Source organism: Thauera aminoaromatica (assembly GCF_000021765.1).
Classification (GTDB): domain Bacteria; phylum Pseudomonadota; class Gammaproteobacteria; order Burkholderiales; family Rhodocyclaceae; genus Thauera; species Thauera aminoaromatica.
In genome coordinates this window covers 1,121,073-1,145,809 of the sequence record NC_011662.2, presented here as the reverse complement: position 1 = coordinate 1,145,809, position 24,737 = coordinate 1,121,073, and the positions used below count along the sequence as shown (strand labels likewise).

Annotated in this window: 20 protein-coding genes; 2 read left to right on the top strand and 18 right to left on the bottom strand. The window is 69.5% G+C overall.

Features of this window, described 5'->3' with window-relative positions; all coding sequences use genetic code 11:
- Window positions 1-9: 9 nt before the first annotated feature.
- Window positions 10-570: a hypothetical protein gene (locus TMZ1T_RS05115; protein WP_012584809.1), complete on the bottom strand. Its 561-nt coding sequence runs from the start codon at window positions 568-570 to the stop codon at window positions 10-12.
- Window positions 557-1,342 carry an SURF1 family protein gene (locus TMZ1T_RS05110; RefSeq protein ID WP_004307865.1) on the bottom strand — a complete coding sequence of 262 codons (786 nt, stop codon included), beginning with the start codon at window positions 1,340-1,342 and terminating at the stop codon, window positions 557-559. Before TMZ1T_RS05110 ends, TMZ1T_RS05115 begins: the two co-directional genes overlap by 14 nt.
- A 23-nt stretch (window positions 1,343-1,365) precedes the next feature.
- Here TMZ1T_RS05110 and TMZ1T_RS05105 point away from each other — a divergent pair, with 23 nt between their 5' ends.
- Complete coding sequence (locus tag TMZ1T_RS05105) at window positions 1,366-1,575, top strand: DUF2909 domain-containing protein (RefSeq protein ID WP_004307868.1); 210 nt, start codon at window positions 1,366-1,368, stop codon at window positions 1,573-1,575.
- Window positions 1,576-1,592: 17 nt separating this feature from the next.
- On the opposite strand, the gene TMZ1T_RS05100 is transcribed toward TMZ1T_RS05105, so the two are convergent.
- The 6 genes from TMZ1T_RS05100 to TMZ1T_RS05070 form a co-directional block, all read right to left on the bottom strand.
- The gene (locus TMZ1T_RS05100; RefSeq protein WP_012584808.1) at window positions 1,593-2,477 is read right to left on the bottom strand and encodes a cytochrome c oxidase subunit 3; all 885 of its coding nucleotides are present in this window, start codon (window positions 2,475-2,477) and stop codon (window positions 1,593-1,595) included.
- Window positions 2,478-2,523: 46 nt separating this feature from the next.
- Complete coding sequence (locus tag TMZ1T_RS05095; RefSeq protein WP_012584807.1) at window positions 2,524-3,051, bottom strand: cytochrome c oxidase assembly protein; 528 nt, start codon at window positions 3,049-3,051, stop codon at window positions 2,524-2,526.
- A 28-nt stretch (window positions 3,052-3,079) separates the two neighbouring features.
- Window positions 3,080-4,690: a cytochrome c oxidase subunit I gene (gene ctaD, locus TMZ1T_RS05090; RefSeq protein WP_012584806.1), complete on the bottom strand. Its 1,611-nt coding sequence runs from the start codon at window positions 4,688-4,690 to the stop codon at window positions 3,080-3,082.
- 3 nt (window positions 4,691-4,693) lie between these two features.
- Window positions 4,694-5,860 (bottom strand): cytochrome c oxidase subunit II, encoded by a 1,167-nt coding sequence (coxB, locus tag TMZ1T_RS05085; RefSeq protein ID WP_012584805.1) that lies wholly within the window; start codon window positions 5,858-5,860, stop codon window positions 4,694-4,696.
- A gap of 469 nt (window positions 5,861-6,329) precedes the next feature.
- Entirely contained in the window at window positions 6,330-7,379 is a 1,050-nt protein-coding gene (locus TMZ1T_RS05080; protein WP_012584804.1) for a Glu/Leu/Phe/Val dehydrogenase dimerization domain-containing protein, read from the bottom strand.
- A 314-nt stretch (window positions 7,380-7,693) separates the two neighbouring features.
- Window positions 7,694-11,290 (bottom strand): indolepyruvate ferredoxin oxidoreductase family protein, encoded by a 3,597-nt coding sequence (locus TMZ1T_RS05070; RefSeq protein ID WP_012584803.1) that lies wholly within the window; start codon window positions 11,288-11,290, stop codon window positions 7,694-7,696.
- A gap of 475 nt (window positions 11,291-11,765) precedes the next feature.
- On the opposite strand from TMZ1T_RS05070, the gene TMZ1T_RS05065 reads away from it, so the two are divergent.
- Window positions 11,766-13,106 carry a sodium-dependent transporter gene (locus TMZ1T_RS05065; protein ID WP_004307881.1) on the top strand — a complete coding sequence of 447 codons (1,341 nt, stop codon included), beginning with the start codon at window positions 11,766-11,768 and terminating at the stop codon, window positions 13,104-13,106.
- Window positions 13,107-13,328: 222 nt separating this feature from the next.
- Here the strand turns inward: TMZ1T_RS05065 and TMZ1T_RS05060 are convergent, their stop codons facing one another.
- From TMZ1T_RS05060 to TMZ1T_RS05015, 10 genes are all read right to left on the bottom strand, one after another.
- A complete protein-coding gene (locus tag TMZ1T_RS05060) occupies window positions 13,329-13,787 on the bottom strand; it encodes an Lrp/AsnC family transcriptional regulator (protein ID WP_004307883.1) in 459 nt (152 codons plus the stop codon).
- A gap of 100 nt (window positions 13,788-13,887) precedes the next feature.
- Entirely contained in the window at window positions 13,888-14,232 is a 345-nt protein-coding gene (locus tag TMZ1T_RS05055) for an FKBP-type peptidyl-prolyl cis-trans isomerase (RefSeq protein ID WP_004307885.1), read from the bottom strand.
- 33 nt (window positions 14,233-14,265) lie between these two features.
- Window positions 14,266-14,835 carry a peptide-methionine (S)-S-oxide reductase MsrA gene (gene msrA, locus TMZ1T_RS05050; protein WP_004307886.1) on the bottom strand — a complete coding sequence of 190 codons (570 nt, stop codon included), beginning with the start codon at window positions 14,833-14,835 and terminating at the stop codon, window positions 14,266-14,268.
- Between the two features lie 78 nt (window positions 14,836-14,913).
- Window positions 14,914-19,194 (bottom strand): translocation/assembly module TamB domain-containing protein, encoded by a 4,281-nt coding sequence (locus TMZ1T_RS05045; RefSeq protein WP_012584802.1) that lies wholly within the window; start codon window positions 19,192-19,194, stop codon window positions 14,914-14,916.
- A 9-nt stretch (window positions 19,195-19,203) separates the two neighbouring features.
- Complete coding sequence (trpC, locus tag TMZ1T_RS05040; RefSeq protein WP_012584801.1) at window positions 19,204-20,004, bottom strand: indole-3-glycerol phosphate synthase TrpC; 801 nt, start codon at window positions 20,002-20,004, stop codon at window positions 19,204-19,206.
- On the bottom strand, window positions 20,001-21,044 hold the full coding sequence (gene trpD, locus TMZ1T_RS05035) for an anthranilate phosphoribosyltransferase (protein ID WP_012584800.1): 1,044 nt from the start codon (window positions 21,042-21,044) through the stop codon (window positions 20,001-20,003). Before trpD ends, trpC begins: the two co-directional genes overlap by 4 nt.
- A gap of 21 nt (window positions 21,045-21,065) precedes the next feature.
- A complete protein-coding gene (locus tag TMZ1T_RS05030) occupies window positions 21,066-21,653 on the bottom strand; it encodes an aminodeoxychorismate/anthranilate synthase component II (RefSeq protein WP_012584799.1) in 588 nt (195 codons plus the stop codon).
- 572 nt (window positions 21,654-22,225) lie between these two features.
- Window positions 22,226-23,167: a LysR family transcriptional regulator gene (locus tag TMZ1T_RS05025; protein ID WP_455431908.1), complete on the bottom strand. Its 942-nt coding sequence runs from the start codon at window positions 23,165-23,167 to the stop codon at window positions 22,226-22,228.
- Between the two features lie 276 nt (window positions 23,168-23,443).
- On the bottom strand, window positions 23,444-24,190 hold the full coding sequence (gene phbB, locus TMZ1T_RS05020; protein ID WP_012584797.1) for an acetoacetyl-CoA reductase: 747 nt from the start codon (window positions 24,188-24,190) through the stop codon (window positions 23,444-23,446).
- A 10-nt stretch (window positions 24,191-24,200) separates the two neighbouring features.
- Complete coding sequence (locus tag TMZ1T_RS05015; RefSeq protein ID WP_004255160.1) at window positions 24,201-24,644, bottom strand: phasin family protein; 444 nt, start codon at window positions 24,642-24,644, stop codon at window positions 24,201-24,203.
- Window positions 24,645-24,737: the final 93 nt, after the last annotated feature.

Below are 24,737 nucleotides of genomic sequence, written 5' to 3'. Positions count from 1 at the left end.
GCCCTCTCCTCACACACCGCTGCGCTCGTAGTTCATCAGGCGCAGCAGGTCGCTGCGGATGTCGCCCGCCACCCGCTGCGCCTGCTGCGGGCCGGGCTGGACCGCGTAGCGCAGCAGGGCGAGGCCGCGCGGATCGACCAGCACGATCCGCCCCTGGACCTCGACATCGCCGACCTGCGCGGCCTGCCATTCGACGTGCGGAAAGCGCGCGCGCACGACCGGGCTCTCCACCGCCAGCACCAGCGCCTGCACCCGCGCCTGCTTGCGGCCGAGGCCGGCGTGAAGCTGCTGCAGGATCCGCAGTGCCTGCGCGCAGCGGGACGCGGGAGTGCCCGCCCCGCCCTCCTCCGCGCACGCCGGCTCGCCCTCCGCCGCCGGCACGTAGACCAGATGCCAGCGCCCGCCGCCACGTTCCGGCGCCGGCAGCAGCCGCAGCTCCTGCGTCAGCCACTCGCCGTGATTGACGGTCGGCGCGGCGGAAAACCAGCCCCAGCGCAGGCTCGCCCACGCCGCCGCCAGCGGGACCAGCGCACAGAGCACGAAGAGGCTGAAGAACTTACGGCTGCTCATGCGCGATCTCCCCTGAAACGGCCGGCACCCGGCGTGCGCTCGCAGCCAGCGCGACGGCGACCACCGCGAGTGCGAGCAGGCCCCATTGCAGCGCGTAGGCGCGGTGGCGCGCGGGCGGCAGCACCACCGGCCGGTAATGGATATGGAAGGGCGAGGCCTGCTGCTGGTAGATCAGCCCCGGCGCCAGAGGCACCGCCAGCCAGACCGCGAGTTGCGCCGGGTCCGCGCGCTGGATGCGCATCGGCCAATGCCCGTGGTCCTCTAGGTTGGTGCCGAGCAGCAGGCCGCCAAGCTCGGTGCGCAAGAGGCCGTGCACGCGCAACTGCGACGGGATGACCGGCGTCGGCAGCACCTCGCGTCCGCCCTCGGCCGCGATCCAGCCGAGATTCACCAGCGCCGCCCGCGCCGGGGCGTTGCGGCTGCCGGCGACGCGGGCCGCGCCGATGTCCTCGACCGCGATCACCACGTCGTAACCCGGCCTGCGGTCGACGACGCGGTTATCCACCAGCCACACCATCGGCGCGATCCAGCGCGCCTCGAAGTCGAGCACCATGCCGTCGATCTGTGCCGCATCGGTACGCGCACCGAGACCGTCCAAGCCCACCGCGCCCTCGCTCGCCCACCGCGCGATCCGCGCCAGCGTGGCGGCCTTGTCCTCGCCGCGCTGCCATTGCCACGCCGACAGGCCTGCCGGCAGCGCGGCGATCGCGAGCACCGCGAGCATCCATCGCCAGCGCAGCACCCAGGCGTGGCCGAACGCGCTAATCTTCATCGGTCCTCCGCCGGAGCTCACCCATGGCCTTCAAGCTCGTCATCGTCGTGCTGCTCGTGCTGGTCGTCGTCAGCCTGTTCCAGGCGCTGTACGTGATGCTGAAGGGCGACGGCAGCGCCCCGCCGATGTCGAAGTTCCTCGGCCGCCGGCTGGCGTTCTCGGCGGCAGTGCTGGGGCTGCTGCTGGTGCTGCTCGCCACCGGGGTGATCACGCCGCATGCACGTCCGTACTGAGTCCGCATGGCCGGGCCTCACAGCACATAGACGAAGACGAAGAGGTTGAGCCACACCACGTCCACGAAATGCCAGTACCACGCCGCGGCCTGAAAACCGAAGTGGCGCTGGGCGGTGAAGTGGTCCTTGATCACGACGCGCAGCAGCATCACGAGCAGGATCAGCGCGCCGATGGTCACGTGCAGGCCGTGGAAGCCGGTGAGCAGGTAGAAGGTGTTGCCATACACGCCCGAATCCAGGCGCAGGCCGAGATCCCGATAGGCGTGCATGTACTCGTAGCCCTGCAGGAACAGGAACACCACGCCGAGCAGCACGGTGATCGACAGGAAGAGCTTCAGGCGCAGGCGCTTGCCCTGCTCGATCGCCACGTGCGCCACCTGCAGCGTCACCGACGAGGCGAGCAGGATCAGGGTGTTGAGCAGCGGAATGCCGGTCCATGGCATGGCCTGGGTCGCGGTGCCGCCGGGGGTCTGGAGCAGCGGCCAGGCGGCCTCGAAATTCGGCCACAGGATCGCGGCGGTCATCGCGTTGTCGCCGGCGCCGTCCAGCCACGGCACCGCCACCACGCGCGCATAGAACAGCGCGCCGAAGAAGGCGAGGAAGAACATGACCTCGGAGAAGATGAACCAGCTCATGCACTGGCGGAAGGAACGCTCGAGCTGCGCGCTGTAGAGCCCGCGCTGCGATTCGTCGATGACCTTGCCGAACCAGCCGAACAGCGTCACCACCAGCAGCGCGAAGCCAGCGCCGAACACCCAGGGGCCGCTACGCGCCTCGGGCTGGTCGAGCTGGCTGATCCAGGTCGCCGCGCCGTAGCCGATCAGCAGCAGGGCGAGCGCCCCGACGATCGGCCAGGCGCTGTCGTGCGGGACGTAGTACTTCTGATGCGTGGTCGTCGCCATGGTGCTTCTCCCTTGCTGCGGTCGCGCGCGCCCGGGCCGCGCCGCGTCAGCGGCTCGCGCGCTGGCCGACGCTGCGATACAGGCGATACGACAGCGTCAGGTTCTTGAAACGCTCGGGCAGTTCCGGATCGACGTAGAACTGCACCGGCATGAGCTTGCGCTCGCCCGGCGCCAGCGGCTGCTCCTGGAAGCAGAAGCATTCGATCTTCATGAAGTGGCGGGCGGCCTCGCCGGGCGACACCGAGGGTACGGCGGTGGTCACGATCGGCTGGTCGCTGCGGTTCTCGACCACGAAGGACACGAGCTGCAGCTCCCCCGGGTTGAGCCGCAGGCGCGCGGTCTCGGGCGCGAAGTCCACCGCCACCGCGGGGTCGTGGGTGGCTAGGAACTCGACGCTGACCTCGCGCCCGCGGTCGACGCGGTCCGGGGCCGCCGCCGCCACCTTGTCGGTCTTGCCGTTGATGCCGGTGATGTCGCAGAACACGTCGTACAGCGGCACGAGCGCGAAGCCGAAGGCGAACATCGCCGCACAGGCCAGCAGCAGCTTGTTGATCAAACTACGGTGGGCAGACATCTCGCGTCCTCCCTGTGCCGCCGTGCGCTCACTTGACCACCGGCGGAGTGTCGAAGGTGTGGTAAGGCGCGGGCGACGGCACCTCCCACTCCAGCCCCTGTGCGCCCTCCCACACGCGATCGGTGGCCTTGTCGCCGATGCCGCGCATGCAGCGCACCACGCCCCACAGGAAGAGCAGCTGCGACAGGCCGAACAGGAAGCCGCCGATGCTCATGAAGGCGTTGAGGTCGGCGAACTGCAGCGCGTAGTCGGGAATGCGCCGCGGCATGCCGGCGAGGCCGACGAAGTGCATCGGGAAGAACAGCATGTTCACCGACACCAGCGAGCACCAGAAGTGCACCTGGGCGAGGCGCTCGTTGTACATCACGCCGGTCCACTTCGGGATCCAGTAGTACACCGCGGCGATGATGCCGAACACCGCGCCGGTCACCAGCACGTAGTGGAAGTGGGCGACGACGAAGTAGGTGTCCTGGTACTGGAAGTCGGCGGGGATGATGGCCAGCATCAGCCCGGAGAAGCCGCCGATGGTGAACAGCACGATGAAGGCGAGCGAGAACATCATCGGCACCTCGAAAGTCATCGAGCCGCGCCACATCGTCGCCACCCAGTTGAACACCTTCACGCCGGTGGGCACGGCGATCAGCATGGTGGCGTACATGAAGAACAGCTCGGCGACCACCGGCATGCCGGTGGTGAACATGTGGTGGCCCCAGACGATGAAGGACAGGAAGGCGATGCTGGCGGTGGCGATCACCATCGACTCGTAGCCGAACAGCGGCTTGCGCGCGAAGGTGGGGATGATGGTGGAGACGATGCCGAAGGCGGGGAGGATCATGATGTAGACCTCCGGATGGCCGAAGAACCAGAAGATGTGCTGGAACATCACCGGGTCGCCGCCGCCCGCGGCGTCGAAGAAGCTGGTGCCGAAGTACTTGTCGGTGAGCACCATGGTCACGACGCCGGCGAGCACCGGCATCACCGCGATCAGCAGGAAGGCGGTGATGAGCCAGGTCCACACGAACAGCGGCAGCTTCATCCAGCCCATGCCCGGCGCGCGCATGTTCCAGATGGTGACGATGACGTTGATCGCCCCCATGATCGAGGACACCCCCATCAGGTGCACCGCGAGCACGAAGAAGGCGGTCGAATCTCCGCTGTACTTGGTCGACAGCGGCGCGTAGAAGGTCCATCCGGCGGCCGGCGCGCCGCCTTCCATGAACAGCGTGGACAGCAGGATCGCGAACGCGCACGGCAGGATCCAGAAGCTCCAGTTGTTGATCCGCGGCAGCGCCATGTCGGGAGCGCCGATCATCAGCGGGATCATCCAGTTCGCCAGGCCGACGAAGGCCGGCATCACCGCGCCGAACACCATCACCAGGCCGTGCACCGTCGTCATCTGGTTGAAGAAGTGCGGATCGACGAACTGCAGCCCGGGCTGGAAGAGCTCGGCGCGGATCACCATCGCCAGGCTGCCGCCGGTAAACAGCATGGCGAGCGAGAACAGCAGGTAGAGCGTGCCGATGTCCTTGTGGTTGGTGCTGAACAGCCAGCGCGCGAGGCCGCGCGGCTTGTGGTCGTGGTCGCGCGGACGCCCTGCAGCGCCGTGTGCATCGAGGGTGCCGGTGACCTGGGTGCTCATGACTCACTCCCCCTTCGCGATCGCGGCCGCGATGTCGGCCGGCTGCACCTGGTCGCCCTTGGCGTTGCCCCAGGCGTTGCGCTCGTACGTGATGACCGCGGCCAGCTCCTTGACACCGAGCTGCTTGCCGAAAGCCTGCATCGCGGTGCCGGTCTTGCCGAACAGCACGATGTGGAGGTGGGCCGCCGGCTCGCCGGTGGCGATCGCGCTGCCCTTCAATGCCGGGAACACGCCGGGCAGGCCCTCGCCGCCGGCCTGGTGGCAGGCGACACAGGCCCGCTCATAGACCTGCCGGCCGAGCGCCATCTGTTCGTCCATGCTCATCGGTCCGGCGCTCTCGGCCTCGGCCTTGGCCTGCTCGGCGGCGGCCACCTGCTGCGCCGCCCAGGCCTCGAAGTCCGCGGGCGTCTTCACCTCGACCGCCACCGGCATGAAGCCGTGGTCGCGCCCGCACAGTTCGGCGCACTTGCCGTAGTACAAGCCGGGCTTGTCGATGCGCGCCCAGGTCTCGTTGATGAAGCCGGGCACCGCGTCCTTCTTGATCGCGAAGTCGGGTACCCACCACGAGTGGATGACGTCGTCGGCGGTCAGCAGGAAGCGCACCTTCTTGCCACTGGGCAGCACCAGCGGCTTGTCCACCGCCCTCAGGTAGTCCGGCGTCTTGTCCGCCGCGTTGGCGATCTGCGCGCGCGGCGTGGCGAGCACCGAGTAGAACTCGATCGGGTAGTCGAGGTACTTGTAGTGCCACTTCCACTGCGAACCGGTCACCAGCACGGTGAGCTCGGATGCGGAAGTGTCTTCCATCGCGATCAGCGTGCGGGTGGCCGGAACCGCCATCGCCACGAGGATCAGAACCGGGATCGCGGTCCACAGGATCTCGACCTTCAGGCTGCCATGGAACTGCGCCGGCACTGCCCCCCTGGCCTTGCGGTGACGCACGATGGACCAGAACATCAGGCCGAACACGACCAGCGCGATGGCGACGCAGATGTAGAAGATGGTCATGTGCAGGTCGAAGACCTGCCGGCTGAGCTCGGTGGCGCCGCGCGTCATGTTCAGGCGCATGTCCTGCGCGCCCGCAGGAACGCCGGCCACCAGCATCGAGGCCGCGACCAGGGCACGGCCGGGAGGGAGCGTCCCGGGCCTCGCCCCGGATGAATGGTGTCTCACTGCCGACCCCCCTTTATCGTTATGGGCGTGAAACCGCCGCGAATGCGTGCACGAAGGTCCGCCGTCCCGAGTCGGCGTCATGGCGTGGTGCGCGGTCCTGGGGAACGGACCCGGGCCGCCAGGCCTTGCCTGGGCGGCCGCCATCACGACGGGCGGAACTCTTACGTCAATATATGCGGGAAAATACGAAAGGCAAGGATGGATGCGAACGGCAGCGCGAGCCATTCGCATTCGCACTGCATGCAGGCGCATCGGCAAGCGCAAGACGATGCCTCGCGCGCGCAGCACAGGGACGCGCACGGCCGGGCCGCTGGGGGCTGCACCGAGCCTCGGGCATGGCCGAATGCCCGGAGGCGTTCTTTGCCGTGCCCGGGCGCGATCCGAACGCCTCCGAGCGTTCGATCGTGCCTTCGCTCGGGGCATGGTGGACGTGCCGTGCCGTGCAACCGCCCCGCGCGACGCCCGCGGCTCAGCGCCGGAAGCGCTCCTCGGCGATCGCGTCGGCGACCTCGGCGGTGGGACGGTCCTCCTCGCGCGCGCGCTCGAAGACTTCCATGAGGTTGTCGCGGATCCCCTCGATGTGGCGGATCAGTGCGGCGCGCTCGAAGCCGATGCGCTCGTGATACACGTCGATGATGCCGCCGGCGTTGATGACGTAGTCGGGCGCATAGAGGATGCCGCGCTTCATCAGCTCGAGGCCGTGGCGGGGCTCGGCGAGCTGGTTGTTGGCGGCGCCGGCGACGATCTTCGCCTTCAGCTGCGGGATGGTCGAATCGTTCAGGATGGCGCCGAGCGCGCAGGGCGCGAACACATCGACGTCGAGCCCGAAGATCTCCTCCGGCGCGACCACGGTGGCACCCAGTTCCTTGCCCGCCTGCACCAGCGGCTCGCGGTGAATGTCGGTGACCCACAATTTCACGCCCGCCTCCCCGAGCTGGCGGGCGAGATCGAAGCCGACGTTGCCCACGCCCTGCACGGCCACGCGCAGGCCTTCGAGCGAGTCGCGGCCGAGACGCTCCTTCACCGCCGTCTGGATGCCGACGAAGGTGCCGTAGGCGGTGGCCGGCGACGGGTCGCCGCTGCGCGTGCCCTCGTCCGAAGGCTTGTCGTGGATGCCGGCGACGTGACGGGTGAACTGCGTCATGTACTTCATGTCGGCAACGCTGGTGCCGGAGTCCTCGGCGGCGATGTAGCGGCCGTTCAGCTGCTCGAGCGCGCGCGCGAAGGCGGCGAGCAGCGCGGGCGTCTTGTCGGTACGCGGGTTGCCGATGATCACCGACTTGCCGCCACCGAGCTTGAGCCTGGCCATCGCCGACTTGTAGGTCATGCCGCGCGACAGGCGCAGCACGTCGCGCACCGCCTCCTCCTCGCTGGCATAGGGCCACATGCGGCAGCCGCCGAGCGCGGGGCCGAGGTTGGAATTGTGGACGGCGATGATCGCCTTCAGTCCGCTCTTGTCGTCGCTGACGAAGACCACCTGCTCGTGGTCGGCGAAGTCGCTCAGGGAAAATACGGCCATGCTGTGTCTCCTTCCTTGTGGGAACGTGGATGATTTCCACAGTCTCGGCGCCAGGGGTGGCGACGCCGGCGCTGCGGCAGGGGTGAAGAGGGGTTTCGGTTCGCCGTCGATCGCGACTTGCGTCGCTCCCACCGGCACCTCCGGAAGCGCGCCGGTTTTCCGTAGGAGCGACGCCAGTCGCGATTACGGCGCTGCCGGTCTGTACCGCGCTCGTTTCGCGATCGTCGATCGCGACTTGCGTCGCTCCCACAGCGCCTCCGCCAGCGCGGCGATCTTCGTAGGAGCGACGCAAGTCGCGATTACGGCGGCGTGCCTCAGCCCGGGATGATCGCGATGGTCTTGCGCGCCTTGGTGGCGAGCGGCGTGCCCGGTGCGCGGCGGTGGCGGAAGTCCTCCAGCAGTGCGGCCTGGCGCCTGCGTGCGCCGGCGAGGTAGCGCTCGCGCACGTGGCCGTAGCCGCGGATCTGCTCGGGGAGGGCCGCCAGCTCGATCGCGGCCTCGTGGTTGGCGCGGTCGAGGTTGACGACGATCTCGTCGACCACACGCTCGTAGTCGGCGATCAGCTCGCGGTCGAGCTTGCGGTCGTGGCTGCGGGCGAAGGGGTCGAGCCTCGATCCGCGCAGGTGGCGGAGCTTCGCCAGCACACGCATCGCCTTCAGCATCCAGGGACCGTAAGCCTTTTTCTTCAGCTCGCCGCTGGCTGGGTCCTTGTCGGCCAGCATCGGCGGCGCGAGGTGGAAGACGAGCTTGTAGTCGCCCTCGAACTGCTCCTCGACGCGCGCGAGAAAGTCGCTGTCCGTATACAGGCGCGCGACCTCGTACTCGTCCTTGTAGGCGAGCAGCTTGTGGTAGCCGCGCGCCACCGCCTCGGTCAGCAGGGTGATGCCGGGCGCGACCTTCGCCTCCGCGACCCGCACGCGCTCGACCAGGCGCAGGTAGCGCTCGGCGTAGGCGGCATCCTGGTAGTCGGTCAGATGGGTCTTGCGACGCGCGATCAGCTCGTCGACGCTGGTCGACAGGCGGTGGTGCGCGGGCGTGCCGAAGCGCGGCTTGGCGGCCTCACGCACCGCACGCAGATCGACCGCGGCGCGCCGGCCCCACAGGAAGGCGGCCTTGTTGGCCTCGATCGCGGTGCCGTTGATCTCGATCGCGCGCTCGATCGCCTGCCGCGAAAGCGGCACCAGGCCGCGCTGCCAGGCGAAGCCGAGCATGAACAGGTTGGTGGCGATCGAATCGCCGAGCAGCTCGGTGGCGAGCGCGGTGGCGTCGAGAAACTCGGCCTTGTCCGCACCGACCGCGTCGACGATCTGTGCCTCCATCGCCGCCGCCGGGAACTGCGGGTCGGGGTTGGCGAGCACGTCGCCGCTGCGCGCCTGGGCGGCGAAGCCGCGCACGAACTCGCTGGTGTTGGTCTGATCGCGATTGATGAGGACGCGGGTGAGCCCATGCTGCATCTTGGCGAGCGATTCGTCGCTGGCCGCCACCACGAGGTCGCAGCCGATCACGGCGTTGGCCTCGCCGGCGGCGACGCGCGCGGCGTGGAGCTGCTCCTGGCGGTCGGCGATGCGCACGTGCGACCACACCGCGCCGCCCTTCTGCGCCAGCCCCGCCATGTCGAGCACCGAGATGCCCTTGCCTTCCAGGTGCGCGGCCATGCCGAGCAGGGCGCCGATGGTCACCACGCCGGTGCCGCCGACACCGGTGATGAGGATGCCCCAGGGCGCGGCGGTGTCGGGCAGCTGCGGCTCGGGGAGCTCGTCCGCGAGACGGCCGCCGAGGGCGCTCGCGCCGCTCGCCTTGCCACGCCGAAGCTTGCCGCCCTCGACGGTGACGAAGCTCGGGCAGAAGCCCTTCACGCAGGAATAGTCCTTGTTGCACGAGGACTGGTCGATGAAGCGCTTGCGGCCGAACTCGGTCTCGACCGCGCCCACCGACATGCAGTTCGACTTGTCGCTGCAGTCGCCGCAGCCCTCGCACACGAGGTCGTTGATCACCACGCGCTTGGCGGGATCGGGGAACTTGCCGCGCTTGCGGCGGCGGCGCTTCTCGGCGGCGCAGGTCTGGTCGTAGATGATCGCGGTGACGGCCGGCGCGGTGCGCAGCTCGCGCTGCACGGCGTCGAGCTCGTCGCGGTGGCGCACCGCCACGCCGTGCGGCAGATCGGCCGGGCCGTAGGCGCGCGGCGTGCCGTCGTTGACCACCACCACCGTGCCCACGCCCTCGGCGAGCAGCTGGCGGGCGATGATCGGCACCGACAGCGTGCCGTCGTGCGGCTGGCCGCCGGTCATCGCCACCGCGTCGTTGTAGAGCACCTTGTAGGTGATGTTCACCTTCGCCGCCACCGCGGCGCGGATGGCGAGGATGCCCGAGTGCATGTAGGTGCCGTCGCCGAGGTTGGCGAACACGTGCGGGGTGTTGGTGAACGGCGCCTGGCCGATCCAGGGCACGCCCTCCCCGCCCATCTGGCAGAAGGTCTGCGTGTGCTCGGGCGACAGCCAGGTCGCCATGTAGTGGCAGCCGATGCCGGCGATCGCGCGCGAGCCCTGCGGCACCTTGGTCGAGGTGTTGTGCGGGCAGCCGGAACAGTAGTGCGGCACGCGCTGGATGGACAGCCGCGGCCTGGCGAGCGCGGCCTCCTTGGCCTCGATGAAGGCGAGCCGCGCCTTGATGCGGTCCGAGGTGTGGAAGCGCGCGATGCGGCCGGCGATCGCGCGCGCGATCATCGCCGGGGTGAGCTCGCCGGCGGCGGGCAGCAGCCAGTCGGCGTGCGGCAGGCTCCACTCACCCTTCTCGTCGAACTTGCCGATCACGCGCGGGCGCACCTCATCTTTCCAGTTATAGAGCTCTTCCTTCAGCTGGTACTCGAGGAACTGGCGCTTCTCCTCGATCACGAGGATCTCGTCGAGGCCGTCGGCGAAGCGGCGTACGCCCTCGGCGTCGAGCGGCCACACCATGCCGACCTTGTACAGGCGCAGGCCGATCGCCGCGGCGGTGGTCTCGTCGATGCCGAGGTCGTCGAGCGCCTGGCGCACGTCGAGGTAGCTCTTGCCGCTGGTGAGGATGCCCAGGCGCGCCTGCGGCGGGTCGATGACCATGCGGTCCAGCCCGTTCTTGCGGCCGTAGGCGAGCGCGGCGTAGAGCTTGTGGTGGAGCAGGCGCTCCTCCTGCACCAGCGGGGGGTCGGGCCAGCGCAGGTTGAGGCCGTCGAGCGGCAGCGGGAACTCCTGCGCGCTCGGGACCCGGATGTCCACGCGGAAGGGATCGATGTCGACCGAGGACGAGGTCTCCACCGTGTCGGTCAGCGCCTTGAACGCCACCCAGCAGCCCGAGTAGCGCGACATCGCGAAGCCGTGCAGGCCGTATTCCAGGTATTCCTGGATGCCGGCGGGGGCGAGCACCGGCATCATCAGCGCCTTGAACACGTGCTCGGTCTGGTGCGGCAGGGTCGAGGACTTGGCGGCGTGGTCGTCGCCGGCGATCACCAGCACGCCGCCATGCTGCGAGGTGCCGGCGGCGTTGGCGTGGCGGAAGACGTCGCAGGTCCGGTCCACGCCGGGTCCCTTGCCGTACCAGATGGAGAACACGCCATCGACCTTGGCGTTGGGGTCGAGGCCGAGCTGCTGCGTGCCCCACACCGAGGTCGCGGCGAGGTCCTCGTTGAGCCCGGGCTGGAAGCGGATGTTCATCGGCTCGAGGAAGCGCTTCGCCTTCCAGAACTCCTGGTCGACGCTGCCGAGCGGCGAGCCGCGGTAGCCGGTGACGAAGCCGGCGGTGTTCAGGCCGGCGGCCTCGTCGCGCAGCTTCTGCATCATCGGCAGGCGTACCAGGGCCTGGATGCCGGTCATCCAGGCGCGGCCGGTCTTGAGGGTGTATTTATCGTCGAGGCTGACGGTGGGGGCGATGTTCGACATGGTGGCGTGAACCGCCGCCGGTCGGCAGGCCTGCGCGTCTGGCGCGGGCTGCCGGCGGGTCGGCGTGGTCTCCTCTGCGGGTGGGTCGGTGCGCAACCGCGGCCGGCTCGGCCTGCGGCGCTCGTGGATGCACATGCTAGGGCGAGCGGCGGAAAAGATTTTGCGCAATCGGGGCTGCGGACGCCGATATAAGAAAAATTATTTCACGCATCAAGCCGTACGATGCGCGCCATCCGGACCCAACCGTCCGGCGACCACAAAAGGGGTCGGCACGGATCCGCACACGTCGCGGCGCAGGCATCCCCGCTTGGGCGGCAGGCCTCGGACGTTTAGAATCCGCGCCTTTTCCCTCCACACGCCACGAGCGTGAAACGATCCGAGGAGACCTGCATGAACCCGAACGCCGCCACCCGCGGCGCCGCCCCCGCGCGGCCGCACGCCCCCGTCGCACCCACTCTCCGCAGGGAACGCTGACATGGCCAAGCACGCACACAGCCAATGGTCGTCGCGGATGGGCTTCGTGCTCGCCGCCACCGGCTCCGCCGTCGGCCTCGGCAACATCTGGAAGTTTCCCTACATGGTCGGCCAGAGCGGCGGCGCCGCCTTCGTGCTGGTCTACCTGGCCTGCATCGCCTTCATCGGCGTGCCCATTCTGGTCGCGGAGTGGATGATCGGCCGGCGCGGGCAGAAGAACCCGATCAACACCATGGCCCAGGTCGCGCGCGACAACGGCCACAGCACCAACTGGGCCGTGGTGGGCGCGATCGGCGTGCTCGCCGCCTTCCTGATCCTGTCCTTCTACTCGGTGATCGGCGGCTGGGCGCTGGCCTACATGCGCGACGCCGCCACCGGCGCCTTCATCGGCCTGGACAAGGCGGCGATCGGCGGCGCCTTCGAGGGCTTCCTCGCCCGCCCGGCCGAGCTGCTGACCTGGCACTCGATCTTCATGCTGCTCACCGTCGTCGTCGTGGCGCTCGGCGTGTCCGCCGGCCTGGAGCGCGGCACCAAGCTGATGATGCCGGCGCTCGGGGTGATCCTGCTGGTGCTGGTCGGCTACGCGATGACCACCGGCAGCTTCGGCCAGGGCCTCGCCTACCTCTTCAACCCGGACTGGAGCAAGCTCGACGGCAAGGTGCTGCTCGCCGCGCTCGGCCACGCCTTCTTCACCCTGTCGCTGGGCATGGGCATCATGATGGCCTACGGCTCCTACCTCGGGCAGGAGGTGAACCTGCTGCGCGCCGCGCGCACCGTGGTGATCATGGACACGGTGTTCGCGCTGTGCGCCGGCATGGCGATCTTCCCGATCGTGTTCGCCAACGGCCTGGACCCCGCGGCCGGCCCCGGCCTGGTGTTCGTGACCCTGCCGCTGGCCTTCGGCCACATGGGCGGCGGCCTGGTCATCGGCGCACTGTTCTTCCTGCTGCTGACCTTCGCCGCGCTGACCTCGTCGATCTCGCTGCTCGAGCCGGTGGTGGAGCTGATCGAGGAGCGCACCCCGCTCGGCCGCGTCGCCGCCACGCTGATCGCCGGCATCACCATCTGGGCGCTGGGCATCGCCGCGCTGCTGTCCTTCAACGTGTGGAGCGACGTCAAGCTGCTCGGCATGAACATCTTCGACCTGCTCGACTATGCGACCAGCAAGTTCATGCTGCCGCTCGCCGGCCTGGGTGCAATCGTGTTCGCGGCGTGGAAGCTGGACCAGCAGGGCGTGAAGGCGGAACTGGGCCTTGGCGATGCCACATTCGGCTTGTGGACCCTGCTGTCGCGCTACGTCGCGCCGGTGGGCGTGCTGTTCGTGTTCTGGAGCAACCTGTAGGAACCGACGCACCGATCGCGACTTGCGTCGCTCCTACAAAATCGCGGCGCGTCCAGCCGCGCCCGTAGGAGCGACGCGAGTCGCGATTCCGCCCTGCCCGTAGGAGCGACGCGAGTCGCGATCCTGCCTCGCCCGTAGGAGCGACGCGAGTCGCGATCCGGCGCTCCAGCAAGCGCGGCGCGAAGCCTGCATCGTGCCGACACCGCGACCGCCCTGCCCGCCTCACAGCGGCAGGGCGGTCTCGTTCTTGATCTCGCGCAGGGCCACCGCGGAATGGGTGACGTCGATCTCGGGGATCTTGAGCAGGAATTCGTGCATGAACACCGACAAGGCCTCGAGGTTCGGCAGGTAGAGCTTGAGCAGGCAGTCGGTCTCGCCGAGCAGCTCGTAGCACTCCACCACCTGCTCGCAGGCCTTGACCACGCGCTCGAAGCGATCGAGCACGTCGGCGCTGTGCTGCTTGAGCTTGACGCGCACCCACACGCAGGTGCCCAGGCCCACCTTGTGGCGGTCGACCAGCGCGACGTAGCCGCGGATCACGCCCGCCTCCTCCATCTCGCGCACACGCCGCCAACACGGCGTCGGCGACATGCCGACCTTGTCGGCGAGCGCCTGCGTGCTGAGGGTGGAGTCCTTTTGCAGCAGGGTCAGGATGTGACGCTGCGCCGGGTCGAGTTTCATGTCTCCCTGCCTTGCCCGGCTCGAAACGCCGGGTTCTCCTGGTGTCGATGGCGAGGCGGCCGCACCGCCTCGCGGCGGGGGCGCCCGCCCCCGCGTGGGATCACAGCACCTTGAGCAGTTCGACCTCGAACACCAGGGTGGCGTTAGGCGGGATCACACCGCCGGCGCCGCGCGCGCCGTAGCCAAGCTCGGGCGGGATGGTGAGCTTGCGCTTGCCGCCCACCTGCATGCCCTGCACGCCCTCGTCCCAGCCGCGGATCACGTGGCCGGCGCCGAGCGGGAAGACGAAGGGATCGTTGCGATCCTTGCTCGAGTCGAACTTGCGCCCGTCGGTGAGCCAGCCGGTGTAATGCACCGACACCATGCGGCCCTTCTCGGCGGTATCGCCGCTGCCGAGCTCGAGTTCATCGATGACGAGCCCGCTGGCGGTGGTGGTCTGGGTCATGCCGTTCTCCTGCCGTGAGTGAAAGCGCGCATTCTACCTGCTGCCTTCGGGCCAGCGGCGCAGGTCGAAGTGGCTGCGGAATTTCGTGATCTTGGGGGCCACCACGTACTGGCAATACGGCTGGTCGCTGTTGTTCACATAGTAGTCGTGGTGCTCCGGCTCGGCCGGCCAGAAGCGCGGCGCACGCTCGACCCGGGTGACGATCGCCTTCGGGAACACGCGGCGCTCGCCGAGCGCCTCGATGGTGGCGAGCGCGGTGTGCAGCTGCGCCTCGGAGGTGGCGAAGATCACCGAGCGGTACTGCGGGCCCACGTCGTTGCCCTGGCGGTCGACCGTGGTGGGGTCGTGGATGGTGAAGAAGACGTCGAGCAGCTCACGGTAGCTCACCTTCGCCGGATCGAACACGATCTTCACCACTTCGGCGTGACCGGTGCCGCCGGAGCACACGTCGCGGTAACTCGGCAGCTCGACGTGGCCGCCACAATAGCCGGGCACGACCTCATCCACGCCGGCCACCAGGTCGAACACCGCCTCCAGGCACCAGAAACAGCCCCCGCCCAGGATGGCGGTCTCGCGTACCGGATCGTTCTTGCTCTCTGTCATCTGTTCGCTCCATCGGGGTTGGTCATGGCATCGGAGAGACCGCACGGGAGGGGAATCATTCCCCGCCCGCCACGCGCCTCAACGGAAGGAGAAGCCGTACTGGAGGTCGAGGGCGGTGTCGGTGCCGCCGCGGGCGATCACCGACAGGCGGCGCGAGACCTGGTAGGTCAGCTTGACCAGGGTGGCGGCCCCGCCCAGGCCCTGCTCGAAGTTGAGGAAAAGGTCCGGCCCGAGGCGCTTGCCCAGGCTCAGCACCTGGCCGGCGACCGAGGGCCCGCCCGAGACCGTCTGACCGCTGCCGAGCACCCGGCTGCTGCGCGTGCGCGTGGTGCTGTTGAGCTCGCCCTGGCCGATCGAGAAGGAGTCGAAGCCGAGGCTGCGCGAGAGCTCCTCGGTCATGCCGCCACCCGGCCCGCCGAGCAGGGCCGCGGCGGCCGGAAGCAGCAGGCCGAGGTCGGCGCCGGAGCCGGCGTCCGGCGCGCGCCCGAGCACGATCCACGACAGCTTGGTGGGGTCGGGCACCTCGGGATCGGACACCAGCTTGATCTGCGGGCGCTTGGCGCTGCCGGTGATCGCCACCCCGGCCTCCACCTCCAGGCCCTTGCGCAGCGCGACGATGTTGAGTCCGGGCGCGTCGAGCGGGCCCTGGAAGTTGATCAGGCCGCGTTCCAGGGTGAGGTTCTGCCCATAGCCGCGGTAGCCGCCGCCCACGGTCTCGATCGTGCCCACCGCCGACAGCGGCCGCCCCGGCTGCAGGCGGATGCGCAGCCCGCCGGCGAGCCGCGTCTCGAGGCCGAGCGCCGAGAGGTAGAGCGCGTCACCGAGGCCGACGCTGACATCCGCATTCACCGCGAAGCCGCCGCCCTGCTGCGCCGGTGCGGGCTCACGCCCGAGCACGACGACGTCGTCGGAGAGGCTGGGCGGCAGCGCCTCGGCGAACTCGAGGTAGCCGGCGTCGGCGCGGAACTCCGCGTCCAGCGCCAGCGACTCGAAGGTGCTGCGCGCCGTGCCGCCGCCCGACAGCAGCATCCAGCGGTCGTCGCGCTGCAGCAGCGGCAGGCGGTCGGCGTCGAAGCGGAAATCGCCCGCGCCGCTGTCGAGCGCAAGCTCGCCGCGCGCGGTGAAGCGCCCGGGCGTGGCGGTGAGGCGCTCGAAGGGGATGCGATTCTCGCGCGGACGCACGCGGTTCTCGGAGACGAACTCGAGCCGCTCCAGGCGCACGCGCTCCTGGTCGAAGTCGACATCGAGCTCGCCACCGGCGAGCATCAGGCCCTGGTCGACGAGGGTGAAGCCGAGCTCGCGCCCCTCGATGCGACCGCTCGCGCGCGGCGCCGCGATCGTGCCACCCACGGTGAAGTCGCCCCGGATGCGCCCGGCGAGCTCGACGCTCTCCTGTGAGAGGCGCCCGAGCCAGGCGAGCGAGGGCATGTCGATCCGCGCCGCGCCGCGGATCGCGGTCGCCGGCGGCACGCTCCACAGGCCGTCGGCACCGCGTCGCGCGCGCAGCCCGGCCTCGCCCTGCACGCTGCCGAGCTCCTTGCCCTGCACGTCGACGGCGAGGTCGATGCGATCGCCGCGCGCGTTCAGCACCGCCTCGAGCTTCTCCAGGCCGAGCCGGGTACGCAGCTCGCCCTCCACGCTGATGTCGCCGGATTCGCGGAACACGCGCGCCTCGCCTTCCAGCGTGCGCCCGACCGCGAGGTCCCAGCGCGCCCCCAGGCTCAGCGGGTCGGCGTTGCGGCGCGGACGGCCGTCGCGGCGCCGGGGTTCGGTCTCGACCACCAGCCCGGCGAGGTCGCCGCGCAGCACGCTCTGCGTCGGCGACCAGGCGGTCTCGAGCAGGCGGATGCGGCCCTTGTCGCCGGCCTCGATCTCGACGCGACCGAGGCGCACGCGATCGGCGCCGAGCTCGAGCGTGGCCGGCGCCTGCAGACGGGCGGGGAAGCGTCCGCCGACCTCGAGCGCGGCGAGGCGGCCGCTCCAGCGCGGCACCTCGCCCGCAGGCAGGCCGCCTTCGAGCGCGAGGCGCAGGGTGTCGGCGACGCCCTCCACTTTCGGTGTGGCGAGGTCGGCGTCGAGGCGGTGGCGCGCGCGCGTGCCGCCGGCCTCGATGCGCGCACTCGCCAGCCAGTCGGGCGGTGGCGCACCGTCGGCGCCGCGCACGCGGCTGCCGAGCCGGCTGAGGCCGAGCGCGAGCTCGAAGGGGCCGTCGATGCCGGAATCGAGGCGGACACGGGCGTTCAAGCCCGCCAGGCGCACGTCGCCGGGCAGGGCGAGGTTCTCGCCGAAGAGGTCCAGGCGGCCGTTGGGCGCCTCCAGCGTGCCACCGATGCGGCCCTCGGCGCCGGCGCGGCCGCCGAGCCCGAAACCGATCGCCGCCAGCGCGGGCGCGTCCAGGCGCAGCGCCAGGCTGTCGCCGGGCGCACCGAAGGCGCCGTCGGCGCGCAGGGTGTTGCCGGCGATGTTCAGGTCGATCTTCGCCTCGGGCACGCGCAGGCCTTCGACACGCAGGCGGCCCTCACCGCGCAGCGGGCGCCCGTCGAGGCGGCTGTCGGGGAGGGTGAAGTCGAGCGCGACCGCCTGCGGCAGCCCCTCGGCAGACAGGTCGCCGCGCGCGTCCAGATCGAGGTCGAGGCGAGCGCTCGGCAGCTCGGACCGCAGCGCGCGCGGATCGACGCCGCGCAGGCGGGCCGAGAGGGTGAAGCTGCGTGCCGCTCCGGCGTGCACGGCGGCGGGCAGGTCCGTTGCCTGCGCAGGAACAGGGGGGGCAGCGGCGCCTTCACGAGCGGTTTGCGCCCCCCCCTCGCCGGCGGCGCTCGCAGCGGCCACCGGCGAGGGGGGCGCGGCGGGCACGACGCTCAGGCTGGCGTCGGCGTCGATGCGCGCCGCGCCCACCATGAGGGCCAGCCGCGCCGTCTGGCGCTGCGCGCCGGCCTCGGCATCCACCCGGCCGGCGACGATCTGACGCGGCAGGCGGCCGTCGAGCGCGCGCGTATCGATGCCGGCGAGTTCGAGCGCAGCGACGAACTGGCCGAACCCGGCCTCGGCCGCTGGCGCGGCGGAAGCGGTCGCGTCGGGCAGCGCAGGCGGGTGCCAGGCCACGCGACCGGCGATGGTGCCGCCGCCGGCGAGGCGGAACTCGACGGCGTCGAGGGCGAGCTCGGCGCGCTTCCAGTCGAGTTGCGCCGACAGCGCCTCGAGCGGAATCCCGCCGGCGTCCACCGCGGCCGGGCGGGCGTTGGTGACGCGGATCGGGCCGGCGAGCAGGCCTTCGCCCGCGGCGGGGGCGGCGAGCTCGGCCTCGATGGCGAACTCGCCGCTGGGCGCACCGGCAGCGAAGGCCGCCGGATCGATGCCGCCGGCCTTCAGCCGCAGTTGCCGCAGGGGATCGGCGGCGAAGCTCTCGACCCGGGCCTCGATCTGGGCATGCGCCGCACCCAGCGTGGCCTTGGCCTGCAGGCGCGGTTCGAGCAGGCTGTCGGCCAGCGTCGCCTGCACCGCGACCGCGTGGGTCTCGACCACGCCGTCGAAGCCCGCCTCGCCTGCGAGTGCGAAGGGCGCCACGCCGTCGAGCGCGAGCGCCGCGCGAGCGCGGCCCTGCGGCAGCGCGACGGAGAGGGATTCGAGGCGGTGATGGCGGCCGTCGCTGGAGAGCGCGGCCTCCAGGCGGGAGAACACCAGGCCCTGCTCGGCGGCGACCTCGGTCGTGGCCTCGGCGGCGAGCGCCGGGTCGCTGGCGACGTCGGCGGCGCGATCGAGCGCCTGCGCCGCCTCGCCCGCCGCAGCCGCGACCTCGCCCTGCACCGGCACGGCAGCATCCGCCGAACCCGGTGCGGCGCCGGCGAGCGGCACGGCAAGGTCACCGCCTGCGGGCAGCTCGCGCATCAGGAAGGCGCCGACGGCGAGCCGGCGCAGCGCGATCGCGACCGGCAGCGCCAAGGAGGATGGCGCCGCCAGGGGCGCAGAGGCGGGCGGGTCCTCGGCCACCGCCTGGGCGAGCAGCACGCGACCCGCGGTCAGATGCTCGATATCGACGCGGCGCTGCAGCAGCGCCGCGGGCGTCCACTCGAGCGAGAGCGCGCGCACTTCGAGCTCCAGCCCCGGCCCGCGCCAGGCCAGTCGATCCACGTCGAGACGGCCGAACAGCCGGCCGCGCGCGCCCTCGACCTGCAGCGCGCCGGAAGTGGCCCGTGCGGCGAGGCCGAGCGCGGCGTCGAGGCCGGATTGCGTGCCGGCGAGCCAGGCGCTGCCGCCGCACAGCAGCGCCAGCGGCAGCGCGACGCCCCAGCCGAGCGCGCGCGCCAGCCGGCGCCGGCGTGGCGGCGCGGCGGGCGCGGCGTCGTGGTCGTGCGCGCTCACCCGGGCGCCTCAGCGGCCGAACAGTGCCTGCAGCTCGGCGCCCGGATGCGGCGCACGCATGAAGGCCTCGCCGACCAGGAAGGTGTGCACCGCATTGGCCTGCATCAGGGCGACGTCCTCGGCCTCGAGGATGCCGGACTCGGTGACCACGATGCGGCCCGCCGCGCCGCTGGCGATGCGCGGCAACAAGTCGAGCGTGGTCTGCAGCGAGACCTCGAAGGTGCGCAGGTTGCGGTTGTTGATGCCGATCAGCGGGGTCTCGAGCTGCAGCGCGTGCTCGAGCTCTGCGGCGTCATGCACCTCGACCAGCACTGCCATGCCGAGCTCGACCGCGAGCTGCTCCATGTCGCGCATCCGCGCCAGGTCGAGGCAGGCGGCGATCAGCAGGATGGCGTCGGCCCCCATCGCGCGCGCTTCGAAGACCTGGTAGGGATCGACCAGGAAGTCCTTGCGCAGCACCGGCAGGTGGCAGGCGGCGCGTGCGGCCTGGAGGTATTCGGGGGCGCCCTGGAAAAAGCCGCGATCGGTGAGCACCGACAGGCAGGCGGCGCCGGCGCGCTCGTAGTCGGCGGCGATCTCGGCGGGGTGGAAGTCGGGCCGGATCACGCCCTTGGAGGGGCTGGCCTTCTTGATCTCGGCGATCACCGCGGGACGGCGGGCGGCGTGCTTGGCGCGGATCGCGCCGACGAAATCGCGCGCGGGCGGCTGCGCCGCGGCGTCCTCGCGCACCAGACACTGCGGCCGCGCGGCGGCGGCGGCGGCGACCTCCTCGACCTTGACCGCGCAGATCTTCTGCAGGATGTCGCTCATCGGCCGCTCCCGAACTGCCGGGTGAAACGCACGAACTCGTCGAGCTTGGCGCGCGCGGCGCCGCTCTCGATGATCTCGCGCGCACGCAGGATGCCGGCGCCGATGGTGTCGACCAGGTTGGCCGTGTACAGCGCCACGCCGGCGTTGAAGGCGACGATCTCGCGCGCCGGGCCGGGGCGGTTGTCGAGCACGCCAAGCAGCACCTCGCGCGACTCGGCGGCGTCCTCGACGCGCAGCTGGCGGCTGCCCGCCATGGCGAGGCCGAAGTCCTCGGGGTGGATCTCGTACTCGACGACCTTGTTGTCCTTGAGCTCGCCGACCAGGGTGGCACCGCCCAGGCTGACCTCGTCCATGCCGTCCAGGCCATGCACCACCAGCACGTGGTTGGCGCCGAGGCGCTGCATCACGCGCGCCTGGATGCCGACCAGGTCGGGATGGAACACGCCCATCAGCGTGTTGGGCGCGCCGGCCGGGTTGGTGAGCGGGCCGAGGATGTTGAAGATGGTGCGCACACCCATCTCGCGCCGCACCGGGGCGACGTTCTTCATCGCGCTGTGGTGGGCGGGCGCGTACATGAAGCCGATGCCGGTGGCCTCGATGCACTCGGCGACCTGCTGCGGGGTGAGCTCCAGGTTGACGCCGAGCGCCTCGATCACGTCGGCCGCGCCCGACTTCGACGACACCCCGCGTCCGCCATGCTTGGCGACGCGCGCGCCGGCGGCCGCGGCGACGAAGATCGTGGTGGTGGAGATGTTGAAGGTGTTGGCGCCGTCGCCACCGGTGCCGACGACGTCGAGGAAGTGGTCGTGCGGCGGCTCGACCACGACCTTGGTGGACATCTCTCGCATCACCGTGGCAGCGGCGGTGATCTCGCCGATGGTCTCCTTCTTGACGCGCAAGCCGGTGAGGATGGCGGCGGTCATCACCGGGGAGATCTCGCCGGCCATGATCTGGCGCATCAGCGAGAGCATCTCGTCGAAGAAGATCTCGCGGTGCTCGATCGTGCGTTGCAGGGCTTGCTGGGCGGTAATCGTGGTCATGAGGCTCTCGCAGCGTTCGTTTCAGGCGGCCGCCGGCTGGCTGGCGCCGCGGTCGAGGAAGTTCTTCAGCAGGGCGTGGCCGCACTCGGTGAGGATGGACTCGGGGTGGAACTGCACGCCCTCGACGTCGAGCGTCCTGTGGCGCACGCCCATGATCTCGCCGTCCTCGGTCCACGCCGTCACTTCCAGACAATCGGGCAGGCTGGCGCGTTCGATCGCCAGCGAATGGTAGCGCGTGCAGGTGAGCGGGTTGGGCAGGCCGCGGAAGACGCCCTGGTCGATGTGATGCACCGGCGAGGTCTTGCCGTGCATGAGGCGCTTCGCGTGCACGACGCGCCCGCCGAAGGCCTCGCCGATGCTCTGGTGGCCGAGGCAGACGCCCAGGATGGGGAGCTTGCCGGCGAAGGTCTTGATCGCCGCCACCGAGATGCCGGCCTGGGCCGGGGAGCACGGCCCGGGCGAGATGACGAGATGTTCGGGCGCGAGGCGGCCGATCTGCTCGAGGGTGATCTCGTCGTTGCGATACACCTTGACCTTGGCGCCGAGTTCGCCGAAGTACTGCACGAGGTTGTAGGTGAAGCTGTCGTAGTTGTCGATCATCAGCAGCATGACTGCTCCAACATATTGATTATTAATGACTCGTGCGGCGCAACTGCGTTTTCATATACACAGATATATACACACTGGCGGGCGACTGCGGTGGAAGATGCGTCGATCAGGGCCTGATGGGGGCCGGTACGCCGGCTCGACGCCTCGCCCACACCGGGCTGGCCCAGGGGCAGCAGCGCCCACAGACTACCCATGACACCCGCGGCTCGACGCGGGTGACGGGGACGAGAAGAAGCGAAAGGAACTCTACCCGCCAACCGACTTGGCGGGGAGTGAGGCAAGGCTGAGCGTCTTGACGGCATCGGGCAATCTCCTAAGATCTTGGAGCCGCCGTGCCGGAGAGCCATCTGCTGGACCTTGCCTACCGATACGGCGGCAAGGCGCGGTACGAAACCGCGACGACGTGCCGCTTCCTAGTGGAAGCGCCACCACTGAGAAACGGTGATCGAAGCGGTACGGTTCATGGGCAGACCGAGTTGAGCTAACCGGAAGTTGCGTGCGGAAACCAAGCTTCCTACAGCAGCTTCATAACGAGTTGATTTTACCACGCATCCCTGGACGGCCGTCTACCATCACACCACCTTACGCGCATCCCATCGACGCTGGCACCCTTCTCTGGGGGTGGTCACTCCTCCGGCGGCGCGGTCCCGCCCGCCTTTCGCCCGCTCGATGAACCGCTTCATGGGCTCCGAGGGTTCGCCCCGGCGGCGCAGCAGGTAGGTAGAGAGCACCGGTGGGCTGCCGGCCAAGGGACGAATGGAGATGTCCGGGCGCTGTAGCGTCTGCACCTGCGAGGCGATGGCGAAGCCGATGCCGTAGCCGGCACCGACCAGGGTCAGCATCACGCCCAGGCTGGTCACTTCATCGACCAGCTTGAGCGGCGTGCCTGCGTCCTGCAGCAGCGCTTGAATCTGATGGCGGCAGCCCGATCCCGATTCGGGATGGCACAGAACCAGCGGGAACTTCAGGGCTTCGGCCAGCGGCACCTGCACGTGTGCCAGCAAGGGGTGGCGTGCGGGCACGATCACCGACAGCGGATCGGTCCACACCGGCTCGGCGACGAGGCCATCATGTACCGCGTTTGACAACGCAAAGCCGATGTCCAGCAGATCGTCGTGCAGCGTCTTGAGCTGCTGCGCGAACGGCAGCTCGAAGACGCGAATCTCCATCTCGGGCTCCTCCTCGCGGCTGCGTGCCAGCAAGGTGGCGATGCGGGGCTGCGCCAGGCCGTCGCAGATCGCGATGCGCAGATGGCCCTGGTAGCCCTGTGCCGCCGCCTTGGCACTCTTGACTGCCTGCTCCACGGTGGCCATCACGCGTCGGCATTCGCCTAGGAACACCTGGCCGGCCCAGGTCAGCCGCGTCAGGCGGGTGCTGCGGTCGAACAACTGCACGCCAAGCTGGCTTTCCAGGTCGCGCATTGCTCGCGATACGGGAGATTGCTCGATCCCGAGACGCTCGGCCGCGCGGGCGAGATGCAGCTCTTCCGCGACTGCAACGAAATAGCGTAGCAATCTAGGCTCCAAGGCAGCCTCCCATCGGCCCTTTCCACCAGGTCTTGGTACGAGCCAGCCACCAAGCGATGGGGATGTCAATCAGGATCAGGGTGACGACGCCTGCTAAACGTGCGGTCAACCGGAGGACTTGCAGATCACTATCCGTCAGCACGCAAACACCCTCGTGTCAATGCGCATGCTTCGTATCCGAGCACCCGAGTGTGTAAAGGATGCTCTTCGGTGAACTGCCCAAGCGAATGGTCCAGACTTTCATGCCGCAGGCCCCTCGACTACTCAATACATATGCTGGCCGCCGTTCATCGCCACGTTGCTGCCGGTCATAAAGGCGGCGGCTTCGCTGGCGATGAAGGCGACAAGTGCCGCAATCTCGGCCGGCTGACCGAGACGGCCAATCGGAATCGCATCGATGATCTTCTGGCGCACATCCTCGCGCACCGCCATCACCATCTTGGTGGCGAAATAGCCCGGCGAGACGGTGTTGACCGTCACGCCCTTGTGCGCCACCTCCTGTGCGAGCGCCTTGGTGAATCCATGTACCCCGGCCTTGGCCGCCGAATAATTGGTCTGCCCGAACTGGCCCTTGCTGCCGTTGATCGACGAGATATTGACGATGCGACCCCAGCCGCGCTCGACCATCGGATCGACGAACGGCTTGGTGACGTTGAACATGGAGTCTAGGTTGGTGCGCCGTACGGCATCCCACCCGGCCTTGTCGAGCTTGCGCAGCGTTGCGTCGCGGGTGATGCCGGCGTTGTTCACCAGGATATCGATCCGATGACCGTCGGCGTGGATGCGCCGCGCCAGTTCCTGCGTTGATTCGTAGTCGGATACATCCACCCCGTAGGCAGCAAATGTGTAGCCCTGTGTCGCTTGCGCTTGCTGCCACTGGCCAATCGTGATGTTGCCGGGGGTATGCGTGACGATCACGCGGTGGCCGACGTCGTGCAGGGTACGGGCGATTGCAGCGCCCAATCCCCGGTTGCCTCCCGTCACCAGCGCCGTCCGTTGCGTCGTATACATTGCCGTCCCCTCATTTCTTGGTCTTGCCTTGGGGTACGGCGCTTGGGGCGGTCCAGGGCTGCGCCCAGCGCTGGCAAAGCTGCGTGAAAGAGGCTGCGTCGCCACTGGTGCCGAATGCCTCGGAGACAGATTCCTGCCAAGTCGTAAGTGCTTGACGCAGACCATTGGCAAAGGCCGCCTGGCTCTTGGCTGCTACTTGCCCGACCGCTTGGGCATCGCCCATGCGGCCTTGGCACAGGCGCCAGAACACCTCTGACGGCAAAGTCGCGAGCGCCTGCCAGTCGGCCGCCTGTTGGAGGCCCTGGATGCGCGAGGTGGTCTCCAGCACGCCGCCAGCGCTGAGCTGTTGCATGGCTTCGAGCCAGTGATGGCTGCTCTCCTGCAGCAAGCGCGTGATCTGCAGTTGCAGCTCGGCATTGGCTTTGTAGAGATGGATTGGCAGTTCGTTGCTCATTGCAGTGCCCTTCGGTCATGGTGGGCCCCCTTTGGGGCGGGTGTGGGCCATCCCTAGTGATGTCCCTGCTGAAATGGTCTAGCCTTGTCTCGG

What these genes read in the sequence shown, in the direction of transcription:
- TMZ1T_RS05115 (WP_012584809.1), bottom strand. Translation starts at nt 570, where the DNA reads ATGAGCAGCCGTAAGTTCTTCAGCCTCTTCGTGCTCTGTGCGCTGGTC.
- TMZ1T_RS05110 (WP_004307865.1), bottom strand. Translation starts at nt 1,342, where the DNA reads ATGAAGATTAGCGCGTTCGGCCACGCCTGGGTGCTGCGCTGGCGATGG.
- TMZ1T_RS05105 (WP_004307868.1), top strand. Translation starts at nt 1,366, where the DNA reads ATGGCCTTCAAGCTCGTCATCGTCGTGCTGCTCGTGCTGGTCGTCGTC.
- TMZ1T_RS05100 (WP_012584808.1), bottom strand. Translation starts at nt 2,477, where the DNA reads ATGGCGACGACCACGCATCAGAAGTACTACGTCCCGCACGACAGCGCC.
- TMZ1T_RS05095 (WP_012584807.1), bottom strand. Translation starts at nt 3,051, where the DNA reads ATGTCTGCCCACCGTAGTTTGATCAACAAGCTGCTGCTGGCCTGTGCG.
- ctaD (WP_012584806.1), bottom strand. Translation starts at nt 4,690, where the DNA reads ATGAGCACCCAGGTCACCGGCACCCTCGATGCACACGGCGCTGCAGGG.
- TMZ1T_RS05080 (WP_012584804.1), bottom strand. Translation starts at nt 7,379, where the DNA reads ATGGCCGTATTTTCCCTGAGCGACTTCGCCGACCACGAGCAGGTGGTC.
- TMZ1T_RS05070 (WP_012584803.1), bottom strand. Translation starts at nt 11,290, where the DNA reads ATGTCGAACATCGCCCCCACCGTCAGCCTCGACGATAAATACACCCTC.
- TMZ1T_RS05065 (WP_004307881.1), top strand. Translation starts at nt 11,766, where the DNA reads ATGGCCAAGCACGCACACAGCCAATGGTCGTCGCGGATGGGCTTCGTG.
- TMZ1T_RS05060 (WP_004307883.1), bottom strand. Translation starts at nt 13,787, where the DNA reads ATGAAACTCGACCCGGCGCAGCGTCACATCCTGACCCTGCTGCAAAAG.
- TMZ1T_RS05055 (WP_004307885.1), bottom strand. Translation starts at nt 14,232, where the DNA reads ATGACCCAGACCACCACCGCCAGCGGGCTCGTCATCGATGAACTCGAG.
- msrA (WP_004307886.1), bottom strand. Translation starts at nt 14,835, where the DNA reads ATGACAGAGAGCAAGAACGATCCGGTACGCGAGACCGCCATCCTGGGC.
- trpC (WP_012584801.1), bottom strand. Translation starts at nt 20,004, where the DNA reads ATGAGCGACATCCTGCAGAAGATCTGCGCGGTCAAGGTCGAGGAGGTC.
- trpD (WP_012584800.1), bottom strand. Translation starts at nt 21,044, where the DNA reads ATGACCACGATTACCGCCCAGCAAGCCCTGCAACGCACGATCGAGCAC.
- TMZ1T_RS05030 (WP_012584799.1), bottom strand. Translation starts at nt 21,653, where the DNA reads ATGCTGCTGATGATCGACAACTACGACAGCTTCACCTACAACCTCGTG.
- phbB (WP_012584797.1), bottom strand. Translation starts at nt 24,190, where the DNA reads ATGTATACGACGCAACGGACGGCGCTGGTGACGGGAGGCAACCGGGGA.
- TMZ1T_RS05015 (WP_004255160.1), bottom strand. Translation starts at nt 24,644, where the DNA reads ATGAGCAACGAACTGCCAATCCATCTCTACAAAGCCAATGCCGAGCTG.